Genomic DNA, 13,147 nt, shown 5'->3' with positions numbered 1-13,147 from the left:
CCGGCCGGCAGGAGAGGACCTGCGGACACAGAACCGCCCCGGTGGCACGGGGGAGTCCACCGGGGCGGTATGCCTGGAAGTGTAGAGCAGTATCAGCCTGCCGTCGCGTGGTCCGTCATCCGCGCGACGTGGCGAAGGCTCGGCTCGGCGAGGACGGAGTGGAGCTGCTGGAACAGCCGGCGGGCGGCGACCGCGTCCCAGTCGGACGGCAGGAGCTCCGTGGGCAGGCCGGGGTCGAGGTACGGCAGGCGGCGCCACTGCGTGAGCATCGGCACATAGTGGCGGAACGCCTCGGCGTCCGCGAGCCCGCCCCGTACCGCCGGCCGTCCGGCCAGGTCCTCGGCGACGGGCTCGTAGCGCTCGGTGAACTGCGCGTACTGCTTCTGGACGGCCGGGAAGTCCCACCAGGTGCTGACCGTGTGGGTCAGGTCGCTGAACGCGGCGTAGTCCGCCGAGAACAGATGGACGTACGAGCTCAGCCCGAGCCGCTCCAGCATGGCGCGGGCGTCGTCGAGCAGCCGGGCGGGAGCCAGCCACACACCCGGCGCGATGTTGCCGAAGCCGAGCCAGGTCAGCCGGGTGCGCAGCTGGTAGCGGTGCGAGCGCTCCGACTCGGGCACGGAGAAGACCGCCATCGCCCAGCCGTCGGCCAGGTCCGCGGCCTCCAGGCTGCCGAAGATGCGCCGATCGCCCTCGTCGAAGACCGGGAGGACCGACGGGCTGAGGCGGTAGCCGGTGGCGCCCCGGCGCTCGGGTTCCAGGACGCCCTTCTTCTTGAGCCGGGAGATCGCCGAGCGCACCGCCGGTCCGTCGACGTCCAGCTCGGACATCAGCGTGATCAGGTCCGCGATGGAGATCCAGCCGCCGAGGCGGCGCAGAAACGCTCCGTAGACCGTGTTGATCAACGAGCTGGGCCTGAGGGGGCTGTCCGACATGATCGCCTTCCGTTGTGCGCGGCCGCGATCATATCCAGCCCTCCTCCGGGATCCTCCGGGCTCCCACGAGTCAGTGGGGCAGCGGCGCCTCCGCGTACGCGCCGGAGAGCAGGTGGCCGGCGCCGGGGGCGACGGCCGGGAGGTCCAGGGCGCGCAGCATCTGGTGGGCGGTGCACACCGCCGCGGAGACCACCGGCTTCCCGAGGAGCTGCTCGGCGTCCTCCAATGCCCCGAGGGAGGGCATCTGCACGCAGGCGGAGAGCACGACGGCGTCCGCGTCGGAGTGGTCGAGGGCGCGGGCGAGGCCGGGGAGCTTCGCCGGGTCGTGCGCGGCCACGTCGAGGTTGTCGGGGATCTCCAGCGCCGTGTAGTCGAGGACCTCGATGCCCTCGTGGGTGAGGTAGTCCACGACCGTCCTCGTCAGGGGCCGCATGTAGGGGGCGATCAGGGCGATCTTCTTCGCGCCGAGCGTGTGCAGGCCGTGGACCAGGGCGCCCGCGCTGGTGACGACGGGGGCCGGGGCTCCGTTCTCGGCCGTCCGGGTGCGCAGGCGCTCCTCGGACGTGCGGTGGTAGCCCAGGCCCATGCTCATGATGGCGACCAGGCAGGCGTAGCCGAGGACGTCGACGCGGGCGTCGGAGAGCTCCACGGCGCACCGGTCGGAGTCGGCGTCCATGGCCTTGAGCTGCTCGGGGGTCACATGGGTCATGCGCATCCGGCTGGAGTGGAAGGTGAAGCGTTCGGGGGCGATGGTCTCGCGGGCCCGCAGGACGGCCGGGATCTCGGTCTCCATCGTGACGTTGGAGCTGGGGACGATCTGGCCGATGCGGAAGGTGCGGTGGGACACGGGGTACTCCTGGGGTACGGGCGCCGGCGGGGCTCAGCGGGCGTCGACGACGGGGTTGGTCAGGGTGCCGATGCGCTCGACGGTCGCCTCGACGGTGTCGCCGGGGGAGAGGAACTGCGGCGGGACCATGCCCGCGCCGACGCCGGACGGGGAGCCCGTGGCGATGACGTCTCCCGGTTCCAGGGTCATGCCGGAGCTGATGTCGGCGATGAGCGCGGCGATGGAGAAGAGCATGTGCCGGGTGTTGGACTTCTGCTTGGTCACGCCGTTGACGCGCAGCGACAGGTCCAGGTCCATCGGGTCGGGGATCTCGTCGGCGGTGACCACGGCCGGGCCGAAGGGCGCGTACGAGTCCTGGCCCTTGGAGAAGAACCACTGGCCGGAGCGGCGCTGGTCGCGGGCGCTGATGTCGTTGACGATGCTGTAGCCGAAGACGTGCCCGTACGCCTCCTCCTCGCTGACGCGGAAGGCCCTGCGGCCGATGACCACGGCGAGTTCGCACTCCCAGTCGAGCTGGGTCGTCAGGTCCGCGTTGTGCAGGATCGGCGCGCCGGGGCCGGTGACGGCGGTGGCGGGCTTGCCGAAGAGCACGGCGCGGGACGGCAGGGCCTTGTCGGTGTCGAGGCTGCGGCTCGACTCCTCGACGTGTTCGACGTAGTTGAGCCCGACACCGATGATCTTCCCGGGGCGCAGCGGGGCACGGAGCGTGACGTCTTCGAGCCGGTGGACCGCACCGGCCGGAAGGCCTGCGGGATCCGTGTCCAGGAGCCGGCGGGCGGTCTCCTGGGCCTCGGCGCCGGCCTGGATGAACGAGAGCAGGTCGTGCGGGAGTCGCACGTCCGCGTGGGCGGCCAGGACGGCGAGGTCGAACACCAGGCCGTCGGCCTCGGCGCCCAGCCGGTCCGTGGTGTCGCCGGTGGTGGCGGTGTCGCCGGTGGTGGCGGTGGTGAAGGTGAGCAGGCGCATGGGGGCTCCTCGTGGGTCAGGCGTGGGTGGGCTGGTGGCCGCCGTTGTCGGCGTAGGCCTCTTCGCGGTGGAAGCCGAGCGAGCGCATGACCGGGAAGTCGTCGAAGGAGAACAGGCAGGCGTCCTCGGACTCGTCGAGGTTGCGGTGCTCGTGCCAGGCCCAGGACGGTACGCAGAAGATGTCGCCCTCCTGCCAGCCGAAGCGCTGCCCCGCGATCACCGACACGCCCCGCCCCTTGGCGACGGTGTAGACGACCGAGCCGGTGTGGCGGTGGGCCAGGGTGGCCTGACCGGGGCGCAGGAGCTGCATGTGCGCGCCCATGGTCGGCATCACCGATCCGCCCGTGACCGGGTTGGTGTACTCCGCGATCACTCCGTCGTACGGGGATCCCTCGCCGGCCTTCGCGAGGTTCAGGAGCGCCTCGTACGTGGGCTCCCAGGGGTAGGCGAGCAGCGGCGAGTAGGGCCGGGTCCACTTCTCCGCCCCGTACGGCAGAAGGCTCGCGCCGTACGTCAGGACCGAGGAGTTGATGACCTTGCCGGGGGTCTGGTACAGCTCCGGGTGGACCTCGTAGAAGCCCGCGTCCAAGGCGTTGACCAGCGGGATGTCCAGTCCGTCCTGCCAGATGACGGGCCCGTCCTCGGCGTCGTTGCCGTGCTCGTGCCAGGTGCCGTTCGGGGTGATGGCGAAGTCACGCGGACCGACCTTGAGCTTCTGGCCGTCCACGATGGTCCAGGCACCGGTGCCCTCGTGGACGAAGCGCAGGGCGGCCGCCTGGTGGCGGTGAGCCGTCATGGCCTCACCCGGGCCCATGATCTGCAGGCCGGTGTACAGCAGTCCGGCGGCGGCGCTGACGTCCCTGCGGCCGGGGTTGACGAGCATCACCACGCGTCGCCCGGCGTCGTCGGCCTTGACGAGGTCGAGGGCCTTGCGGACCAGCGGGCGCAGCTCGGCGTAGCGCCACAGGACGGGCACGGACCTGGGCTGCGGGTACCAGGGTTCGATGTCGTTGGCGACGGTCCACAGGGCGCCGGCTTCCAGGGCCTCCAATTCCCCGTAGTACGCGGTGAGTTCGGCGGTGTCGGTCACGCGGGCACGGCCCAGTGCGGTGTCGTCCTGCTCGGGGTTCATACGTCCTCCTCAGGGGCGGGGGCGGGGGCGGTGGCCTGGACGGGGGGCGGCGGGGCCGTGAAGGTCACGGGTGTGCGGGGGCGGTTGTCGACCTCGAGCCGGAAGATGTCGAAGCGGTTGTAGTGGCCGACGATGTCGTGCATCTGCTTGGGCTGGACGCAGCGGGCGAGGTCGATCTCGGCGTAGACGATCCCCTCGTCGTCGACGAGCGGTTCGGTGACGGGACGGCCGTCCGGGCCGAAGATGCCCGACAGGGCGCTGCGGGGCCGGGTGAACCGCTTGCGCAGTTCCTCGTCGTCCCCGGCGAGGGTGTCGACGATCTCCGGGGAGATGGTCGAACACGCCACGATCGAGAACACCTTGCCCTCGAAGCTGTGGGCGGCGGTGCGCACCGCGATCGCCTCCGCCATGTCGTAGTCGGCGGGGGCCACGGGCAGGGCGATGTAGCAGGAGGCATGGACGAGTTCGCCCTGGGCGAGCAGGGTGAAGCGGGCCAGCGTGTTGGTGTTCTCGCCGCAGGCGAGGGCGCCGAGCGGGCCGACGGGGGTGCGGTGGACCCGCAGGGAGCTGCCGTCACCGCCGGTCCAGGTGAGCTTCTCCGCCCACGTGGGCACCAGTTTGCGGTGGATGCCGAGGAGTTCGCCGTCGGGCCCGATGGTGAGCAGCGTGTTGTAGAGGACGCCGAGACTGTGCGCGGCGCGCTCGTTGACGCCGATGACGAGGACGACGCCGTACTGGCGCGCCGCGGCACGCAAGGTGTCGACGTGCGGCCCCGGGACGTCGATCGAGGCGCGCCGCAGGCGCTCGAACCAGGGCGAGCCCTCGACCGGGTTCATGGTCCAGTTCCAGTACGGGTATCCGGGGACGAAAACCTCGGGGAAGACGACCAGTCGGGCGCCGTTGCCCGCGGCCTCCGCGATCAGGGCGACGGCCTTGTCGACGGTCGCCGCGGGGTCGAGGTAGACGGGTGCGGCCTGGACGGCGGCCGCGGTGAAGCGGGGCAGGTCGCCGTCCGTGGTGAAGCGGGGCGGGTCGCCGTCCGTGGTGAAGCGGGGCGGGTCGCCGTCCGCCGGTTGTCGGTCGCGTTGCATGGAGTCCTCCGGTTCAGTGGGCCGGTGCGGCCGCGGGGCGCGGCTGTTGCCAGCGCTGGTGCACGGGCGTGGCGGGGGCGCGCAGGAGTTCCAGGCGCGGGGGGACGCGGTCGGTCCTGGCGCCGGGCGGGCGGCCGCTGCCCTGCTTCCAGGACGGCGCCCAGGGGGCGGCCGGGCCGTGGTAGCCCTGGGCCGCGGCGGCGTGCAGGGTCCACAGCGGGTCGTGCAACTGGGCGCGGCCCACGGCGCACAGGTCGGCGCGGCCGGCCAGGATGATCGAGTTCACGTCGTCGTACGTGGAGATCGCGCCGACCGCGATGACAGGGACGCCGGTGGCGTTGCGGACGAGGTCGGCGTACGGGGTCTGGTAGCTGCGCCCGTAGCGCGGCCGCTGGTGGGCCACGACCTCGCCGGTGGAGACGTCCACCGCGTCCGCGCCCGCCTCGGCCAGGGCTCGGGCGATCGCCACGGCATCGGTCCCGGTCGTGCCGCCCTCGGCCCAGTCGGTGGCGGAGATCCGTACGAGCAGCGCCTTGCCGGCCGGCCAGACCGCCCGTACCGCGCGCAGCACCTCCAGCGGGAAGCGCAGCCGGCCGGTCAGGTCGCCGCCGTAGGAGTCCGTGCGCAGGTTGGTGAGAGGGGAGAGGAACCCGGACATCAAGTGGCCGTGGCCGTACTGGAGTTCCAGGACGTCGAAGCCCGCGCGGTGGGCCCGTTCGGCGGCCCGTACGAAGTCGCGGCGGATGCGCTCCAGGTCCGAGCGGGTGGCCTCGCGCGGGACCGCGCTGTCCGCGTCCCAGGCGAGGGGCGAGGCGGCGACCAGCGGCCAGGCGTCGGCGCCGGTGAGCGGCGGCGACGTACCGTCCGGGCGGGGAGTGCGGGTGGCGGCGCGGCGGCCCGCGTGGGTGAGCTGGATGCCGAGGCAGGTGTCCGACTGACCGTGCACGAAGTCGGTGATCCGTCGCCAGGCGGCCTCCTGTTCGTCGGTGTAGAGGCCGGGGCAGCCGGGGGTGGCCCGGCCGTCGGCGCTGACGGCGGTCATCCCGGCGAGGAGCAGGCCGGCGCCGCCCAGGGCCTGGGTGCTGAGGTGCACCAGGTCGAAGTCGCCGGGGAGCCCGTCCTTCGCCGTGTAGAGGGCCAGCGGCGGTACGACGACCCGGTTGCGCAGCCGCAGCCCGCCCAGCCGGAAGGGGCGGAACATCGGGGGCACGGCCGGCCCGGCCGGGGTGACGGCTGGGGTGAGGGACGGGGTGAGGGCTGGGGTGACGGCCGTGGCGGGGCCGTTCTCGTGCCGGGAGAGGACGGCGGCGGTGAACCGGTCGTCGCGGACCCGCAGGTTGTCGTAGGTGACGCGGCGGCTGCGGGTCAGCAGGTTGAAGGCGAACTGGTGCGGCTCCTGGCCCGTGTAGCGGCCGACGTCCTCGAACCACTCGAGACTGGCCTGGGCCGCGCGCTGGGTCGATTCCACCACCGGCTTGCGCTCGCTCTCGTACGCCGCCAGCGCGCCGGCCACGTCCGGGTTCTCGTGCAGGCAGGCGGCCAGCGCGAGGGCGTCCTCCATGGCGAGCTTCGTGCCGGAGCCGATGGAGAAGTGCGCGGTGTGGGCCGCGTCCCCGAGCAGCACCACGTTGCCGTGCCGCCAGCTGCGGTTGCGGACGGTGGTGAAGCGGATCCAGCGGGAGTTGTTGGGGATCAGCCGGTGGCCGTCGAGATGCTCGGCGAGCAGCTCCTCGCAGCGCCGGACGCTCTCCTCGTCGCCGGCCCCCGGCGGCAGGTCGGCGGCGGCGCGGACATCGAAGCCCGCGCGCCGCCACGCCCCCTCGTCCATCTCCACGATGAAGGTGGAGCGCGTGGCGTCGAAGGGGTAGGCATGGACCTGCACCGTGCCGAAGTCGTGCTCGGAGACGATGAAGGTGAAGGCCTCCAGGACCTTGTCGGTGGCCAGCCACATGTACCGGCAGTGCCGCTCGTCGAGGTCGGGGCCGAAGCTGTCGGCGTACGCGGCACGGGTCGCCGACCGTACGCCGTCCCCGGCCACCACCAGGTCGTGGGAGGCGGCGAGTTCGGCGGCCGGCGGGGCCTGGGTGCGATAGCGGACGTCCACGCCGAGGGCGGCGCAGCGCTCCTGCAGGATCTGCAGCAGCCGCTTGCGGCCGATGGCGGCGAAGCCGTGCCCGCCGGAGGTGAGGACCTGGCCCTTGTAGTGGACGTCGATGTCGGTCCAGCGGGCGAACTCCGCCGACATCGCGGCGAAGGTCTCGGGGTCGGCCTGGGCGATCCCGTCGAGCGTCTCGTCCGAGAACACCACGCCGAACCCGAAGGTGTCGTCCGGGGCGTTGCGCTCCCAGACCGTGACCTCCCATCGCGGGGAGAGCTGCTTGGCCAGGGCCGCGAAGTACAGCCCGCCGGGCCCGCCTCCGATGACTGCTACGCGCACGGCGTACCTCCTGCGGGTGCGAGGGTGAAGAGTTCCGGGGGCTGAGGGCCGGCCGAGCGCAGGACCTCGCGTACGTCGTCGGGCCAGGGCTCGGTTCCGGTGGCGCGGGCGGCGGAGTGGGCGACGACCATGCGGCCGGTGGCGGCGACCGCATCCGACGCGCCGTGGACGGTGAAGTCGTAGTGGAGCGAGGCCCGGCCGATCCTGGCGACCCGGAGTTCGGTGCGGACCTTCTCGCCGAACCACAGCCGGGCCCTGAAGTCCGCTTCGAAGTGCACGCGCGGAGTGGAGCCGAAGAGGTGGTCGAGGCCCAGGCTGCGCAGCAGGGCGGCCTCGGCCGCCTCGGCCCACCGCACGACGGTGGAGAAGTGGTAGTGGCCGGCCGCGTCCGTGTCGCACCATTCGACGCGGCGCTCCACGGCGATGCTCGGCAGCCGGCCCGCGGCCCGTCTGCGCAGTTCGGCGCGCTGGAGCTTGCCGGTGCTCGTCCGCGGCAGCTCGGCGACGAACTCGATGGCGCGCGGGTACTTGTACGGCGCGATGACCGCCTTGACATGCTTCTGGAGCGCCTTGACGGTCGCCTCGTCGCCGGTGACTCCGGGGCGGAGGACGACGTACGCCTTGACCACCATGCCGCGCGAGTCGTCAGGGGCGCCGACGACGCCGCACTCCTCCACATCGGGGTGGCCGGCCAGGGCCTTCTCGACCTCGGGCCCGGCGATGTTGTAGCCGGAGGAGACGATCATGTCGTCACTGCGCGCGACGTACCAGAAGTAGCCGTCGGCGTCGCGGATGTAGGTGTCGCCGGTGACGTTCCAGCCGCCCCGGACGTAGCTGGTCTGGCGCGGATCGGAGAGGTAGCGGCAGCCGGTGGGGCCGGTGACGGCGAGGAGCCCGGGCTGTCCGTCGGGGACGGGGTCCCCGTGTTCGTCCACCACCATGGCCCGGTAGCCGGGCACGGGCCTGCCGGTGGAACCGGGCCGGATGTCCTCGTCGGCGGCGGAGATGAACACGTGGAGCATCTCGGTGGCGCCGATGCCGTCGATGATGCGCAGCCCGGTGGCGGCGTGGAACTCCTCCCACACCGCGGCGGGCAGTGCCTCTCCGGCGGACACGCAGCGGCGCAGGCCGGCAAGCCGGTCGACCGCCCCCGCGGCCAGGATCGCCCGGTAGGCGGTGGGCGCGGTGAACAGCACGGTGACGCCGAACTCGGCTATGAGATCGGCCAGTTGTACCGGTGTGGCCTGGTCGATCAGGAGGGTCGAGGCACCCACGGAGAGCGGGAAGACGACGAGTCCGCCGAGTCCGAAGGTGAAGGCGAGCGGCGGGGTGCCGGCGAACACGTCGTCCTGGCGGGGCTTGAGGACGTGCCGCGAGAACGTGTCGGCGTTGGCCAGGACGTCCCGGTGGAAGTGCAGGGTGGCCTTGGGGCGTCCGGTCGTACCGGAGGTGAAGGCGATCAGGGCGACGTCGTCGGCGGCGGTGGCCACGGTGGCGAAGCGGCCGTCCTTGGCCGCGCAGCGGGCGGTCAGGTCCGTGTCGGCGGGGCCGCCGAAGGTGAGGACGGGGAGTCCGGGGGTGTGGGCCCGGTCGAGTTCGTCGACGTGCCGGTGGTCGCAGAGGGCGAGCGACGGCCGGCTGATGTCGTGCAGTTCGGCGAGTTCGCCGGCGCGCAGCAGCGGCATGGTGGTGACGGCCACGCAGCCCGCCTTGAGGACGCCGAACCAGGCGGCGACCAGCCAGGGGGTGTTGGGGCCGCGCAGCAGGACGCGATTGCCGGGCACCAGGCCGAAGTCCTCGGTCAGCACCTGGGCGACCTGGTCGGCGCGCAGCCGCAGCTCGGCGTAGGTCCAGCGGTCGTCGGGGGTCAGCAGGCAGGGGCGGTCGCCGCCCCAGCGCTCGACGGCTTCGTCGAGGAGGCGGGCGGCGCAGTTGAGTCGGTCCGGGTACTGCAACTCCGGGAGGTCGAAGTGGAGTTCGGGCCAGAGGTCGAAGGGGGGAAGCCGGTCTCGGCAGAAGGAATCCGTGTGTGCGGACGGGGAGAGCTCCATGGGGCGGCACCTCGATCTGGGGCAGCGGGGAGGATGGAGCAAGTATCTCGATAAAATGGCGGCCGTCAATAATTCGCGATAACGGATGGGAGTCGACTCTCTCAGGCGACCGGCACGCACACCCGCACGGTCTTGCCGAACTGATGGGCTCTGACGGTCAGTTGGCCGTGCGCCTCCGCCACGAGCAGACCGACGATCAGCAGCCCGCGACCGCTCTCGGCGTCCGGGTCGACCTCCGTGGTCGCCGCGAGGTCGAGAGGAGGCGGGGTCGGGTCGCCGTCCTCGACCTCCAGGCGCAGGCGTCCGCCGCCGGCGGCCACCGTGACGTGCAGCCGGTCGGTGAGGGGCGCGGCATGGCGCACCGCGTTGCCGACCAGTTCGGCGACGGTCAGCAGCAGGGTGTCCGCGAGGTCGCCGGAGATGCCCCAGGCGGTGAGCGCGGCGGCCACGCGGGCCCGGATCAGCGGGACGCACGGGGCGGTGGGCCGGGAGGTCCAGCGCACGAGGCGGCGGCCGGGCGTGCGGCGGGAGGCCGTGGGGGCGGAGGCGGAGGGGGGAGGGGTGCCGACGGTGAGCATGGCGGGCTCCTGAGGGGCCTGCGGAGCGGCTGCTGCTGGAGTTGCTCGTGTAATGAGCCGGGAGATGCACCGGTCTACGGCCTTGTGGTGGCGTGAAGCATCTCGCTAGAGTTCGTTGTTACACGTGTAACACGTTACCCGGGCCGCGGTGGTCGGCGCAAGCAAATTCGGGCAAACGTTGCGAATTCTCGCCGGATCCGCCACCGCCACCGCCCAGCCCCCGCCCCCCGTGACCCCTGTGAGAGGGCCGCAATGACGCAATCGCTCCCGGCCGAGCTCGACATGAGCTGGCCGCCCCCTCCCTTCCAGGCTCCGGCGCCGCCCGTGGTGGCCGAGAACGGTGTACGCCGCTTCGACGGAGTCACCTACGCCACCCGGCCGGGCTACCGGCCGCGGCTGCTGGACGTCCAGGTCCCCGCCTCGGAGGAGGCGCTTCCTGCCGTGGTCTGGATCCACGGCGGCGGCTGGCTCGAGGGCGACCGGCGCTACCCGCCGCCGACCGTCCCCGCCGAGCTGCTGCACGGCACCGTGCTCGCGGCCGGACTGGCCCTGGTCTCCATCGACTACCGGCACAGCCTCGAGGCCCCGTTTCCGGCGCAGCTGCACGACGTGAAGGCCGCGATCCGATACGTCCGTGCATTCGCCGACGTCTTCGGCGTCGACCCGGACCGCATCGCCGTCTGGGGCGAGTCCGCCGGCGGTCACCTGGCCGCGCTCGCCGGACTGACCGGTCCGCACAGCCCCGACTCCGCCGCCCTGGAGGGCACCGAAGGCGTCGGCGAGGGCGACACCTCGGTACGCGCCGTCGTCGACTGGTACGGCGTGTCCGACCTGGTCTCCGTACGCGAGCACCCCATGCCGCCGATGCCGCCGGGGGCGGAGTTTCCCGACCCGTACGACGCGCTGCTCGGCGGCACGCAGGAGGAGCGGCCCGCGCTGGCCCGCGCGGCGAGCCCGGTGACGTACGCCGTGCCGGGCGCCGGCCTCCCGCCGTTCCTGCTGATCCACGGAACGCAGGACGGGCTGGTCCCGTACAGCCAGAGCGAGGCGCTCGACGCGGCGCTGCGGGCGGCGGGCGGCGAGTCCACACTGCGGCCCGTGGAGGATGCCGACCACATCTTCCTGGGCTCCCCGGACATCGCCCCGATCGTCACCGCGAGCGTCGAGTTCCTCGCCCGCCACCTGAGAGCCTGAGGCGCGATGTCCGAGAACCCTGTTCCCGCGCGTCGAACCGCAGGCGTGCTGCCGCTCGGTCTGCTGCTGACCGGTGTCACGGCCCTGCTCGCGGTGCTCGTCCACGCGGACGCGGGGCACCCGCCGTTCCAGGCCCTGGACGAGCGCTGGCTGGGCTGGATGGGCGGCCCGCACGCGGGCGTCCCCGCCGCGGCGGCCACCTTCCTCGACTGGTTCGGCGGCCCCCTGGGCGTGGTCGTGCCCCTCGGATTCCTGGTCTTCCTGCTGGTCCGCAGGCGCTGGTGGTCGGTGTGCTGCCTGCTCGTCACCTACGTCGGGGCGAGCGCGCTGGTCGTCCAGGGCCTCAAGCACCTGGTGGACCGGCCGCGCCCGGACAACCCGCTGGTCCGCGTGGACCACGGCTCGTTCCCCTCCGGCCACGCGGCCGGGGCGGCGATGCTCGTGGTCCTGGCCGGCGCCCTGCTGGTGCCGGCGGCCCGGCGGCGGGTCTGGTGGTGCGCGGGCACGCTGTTCACGCTGGCCATGATGTGGAGCCGTACCTGGCTGCACGCGCACTGGCTCAGCGACACCGTCGCGGGCGCGGCGGCCGGGGCGGGGGCGGCGCTGCTGCTGTGGCGCGCCTTCATGCCCGTACTCGCCCGGGAGGAACGCGGTTCCGCCGCGGGCGAGGGGCTGCCACGGGCCGAGCCGTCACCGGCCGTGCGGTCACCGGCCGAGCCGTCACCGGCCGCACGCGGTTGAGGTGAGTGCGGGAGGCCCCGGGAGTCGCGCTCTCCCGGGGCCTCTCCGCGTCGAGCGGGCCGGGGCCGCTCGGCGTCAGGACGACTGGCGGTGCACGAGGATCGGCTCGACGCCGCGGAGCTGCGGGGGCGTGCCCGCGTCGATCAGCGCGTGCAGGGCGTCCGCGATCTCGGCGGCGGAGGGCAGGTCCAGGGCGACGCTGGTCAGCGCCGGCCGCTGCAGGGCCGACAGCACCAGGTCGTCGCAGCCCACGACGGCCACGTCGTCCGGTACGTCGACTCCCTCGGCCTGCAGTGCGTGCATGAGCAGGGCGGCGTACTCGTCGTTGTACGCGAAGACGGCGTCCAGGCCGAGGCTCCGCCACCGCCGGGCCAGGGCCATGGCGGACTCCCGGGTGTAGGCCAGCTCGACGGGGGTGACGGTGGCCGGATGCCGGGAGGCGACCCGCTCGGCGCCGGCGAGCCGCGGCCGGGCGAGCGTGTCGAGGCCGCGCTCCTGAGGGATGACCACGCCGATCCTGGTCCGGCCCCGGGCGATGAGGTGCTCGGTGGCGACGGCGCCGATGGAGGCGTGGTCGAAGGCGATGGTGTGGACCCCGGGCACCGGGTGGGAGGCGAAGGCGAGCATCCCGCGCACTCCGGCGCGCCGCAGGACCTCCGCCGCCTGCGCGGTGAACCTGTCGCCGTCCAGGGCGAGGAGCGCGGCCGGCCGCAGCTCGGCCCAGGCGCGCGCCGCCTCCAGCGGGTCGGTGAAACGGCCGGCGTGCATGACGGCGGTGTAGCCGTGCCGCTCGAACTCGCTGAGCAGCTCGTCCACCCACTCGCTCACCAGGCGGCCGACGGCCGAGATCGACGCGGGGATCAGGACCAGATTGCTGCGTCCGGCGCGCAGGGAGCGGGCGGCGGCGTTCGGTACGTAACCGAGCTGGTCGGCCGCGGCCAGCACCTTGGCGCGGGTGCTCTCGCTGACCCGGTGGTTCTGGGTGTTGTTGAGCACGAAGGAGACGGTGGCGCGTGACACCCCGGCCAGGCGGGCCACGTCCGTGCTGGTGACCGATGCGGGGGCCGGTGTCTCTTTGGCCATCACGTGCTTCATCGCTCTCTGTAGCCGGGCGCCTGTTCTCCTGTCAGGTTACACGAGTTAAGGGTGGAGACGCGGGTGCCCCGGGTGCCGAA

10 protein-coding genes and 2 pseudogenes are annotated in these 13,147 nt (G+C 72.8%); 2 read left to right on the top strand and 10 right to left on the bottom strand.

The features are described 5' to 3' along the window. Positions 1-92: 92 nt before the first annotated feature. From FDM97_RS19605 to FDM97_RS19570, 9 genes and pseudogenes are all read right to left on the bottom strand, one after another. The gene (locus FDM97_RS19605; RefSeq protein WP_137991687.1) at positions 93-935 is read right to left on the bottom strand and encodes a PaaX family transcriptional regulator; all 843 of its coding nucleotides are present in this window, start codon (positions 933-935) and stop codon (positions 93-95) included. A gap of 70 nt (positions 936-1,005) precedes the next feature. Next, positions 1,006-1,728, bottom strand: a complete 723-nt coding sequence (locus FDM97_RS19600; RefSeq protein WP_137994915.1) for a maleate cis-trans isomerase family protein — start codon at positions 1,726-1,728, stop codon at positions 1,006-1,008. An 87-nt stretch (positions 1,729-1,815) separates the two neighbouring features. Then, positions 1,816-2,748 (bottom strand): fumarylacetoacetate hydrolase family protein, encoded by a 933-nt coding sequence (locus FDM97_RS19595; protein WP_137991686.1) that lies wholly within the window; start codon positions 2,746-2,748, stop codon positions 1,816-1,818. 16 nt (positions 2,749-2,764) lie between these two features. After that, entirely contained in the window at positions 2,765-3,880 is a 1,116-nt protein-coding gene (locus FDM97_RS19590; RefSeq protein WP_137991685.1) for a cupin domain-containing protein, read from the bottom strand. After that, on the bottom strand, positions 3,877-4,971 hold the full coding sequence (locus FDM97_RS19585; RefSeq protein WP_137991684.1) for a carbon-nitrogen hydrolase family protein: 1,095 nt from the start codon (positions 4,969-4,971) through the stop codon (positions 3,877-3,879). Before FDM97_RS19585 ends, FDM97_RS19590 begins: the two co-directional genes overlap by 4 nt. Positions 4,972-4,984: 13 nt before the next feature. After that, a complete protein-coding gene (locus FDM97_RS19580) occupies positions 4,985-7,408 on the bottom strand; it encodes a bifunctional salicylyl-CoA 5-hydroxylase/oxidoreductase (RefSeq protein ID WP_137991683.1) in 2,424 nt (807 codons plus the stop codon). Further along, a pseudogene (locus tag FDM97_RS36490) lies at positions 7,399-7,755 on the bottom strand (acyl-CoA thioesterase); the annotation flags it as partial. The pseudogene FDM97_RS36490 and the gene FDM97_RS19580, both read right to left, overlap by 10 nt. A 93-nt stretch (positions 7,756-7,848) precedes the next feature. Beyond that, positions 7,849-9,459 (bottom strand): annotated as a pseudogene (locus FDM97_RS19575) (AMP-binding protein); the annotation flags it as partial. 101 nt (positions 9,460-9,560) lie between these two features. Next, positions 9,561-10,037, bottom strand: a complete 477-nt coding sequence (locus tag FDM97_RS19570) for an ATP-binding protein (protein ID WP_137991682.1) — start codon at positions 10,035-10,037, stop codon at positions 9,561-9,563. Between the two features lie 252 nt (positions 10,038-10,289). Between FDM97_RS19570 and FDM97_RS19565 the strand changes: the two genes are divergently transcribed. Together FDM97_RS19565 and FDM97_RS19560 are read left to right on the top strand one after the other, a co-directional pair. Beyond that, positions 10,290-11,231 carry an alpha/beta hydrolase gene (locus FDM97_RS19565; RefSeq protein WP_137991681.1) on the top strand — a complete coding sequence of 314 codons (942 nt, stop codon included), beginning with the start codon at positions 10,290-10,292 and terminating at the stop codon, positions 11,229-11,231. Positions 11,232-11,237: 6 nt separating this feature from the next. Then, positions 11,238-11,972: a phosphatase PAP2 family protein gene (locus tag FDM97_RS19560; protein ID WP_137991680.1), complete on the top strand. Its 735-nt coding sequence runs from the start codon at positions 11,238-11,240 to the stop codon at positions 11,970-11,972. A 75-nt stretch (positions 11,973-12,047) separates the two neighbouring features. On the opposite strand, the gene FDM97_RS19555 is transcribed toward FDM97_RS19560, so the two are convergent. Further along, on the bottom strand, positions 12,048-13,055 hold the full coding sequence (locus FDM97_RS19555; RefSeq protein ID WP_137991679.1) for a LacI family DNA-binding transcriptional regulator: 1,008 nt from the start codon (positions 13,053-13,055) through the stop codon (positions 12,048-12,050). Positions 13,056-13,147 lie beyond the last annotated feature (92 nt).

The sequence above is a fragment of the Streptomyces vilmorinianum genome (genome assembly GCF_005517195.1).
Taxonomy (GTDB): Bacteria; Actinomycetota; Actinomycetes; order Streptomycetales; family Streptomycetaceae; genus Streptomyces; species Streptomyces vilmorinianum.
This window is presented reverse-complemented; position numbering and strand designations above follow the sequence as displayed.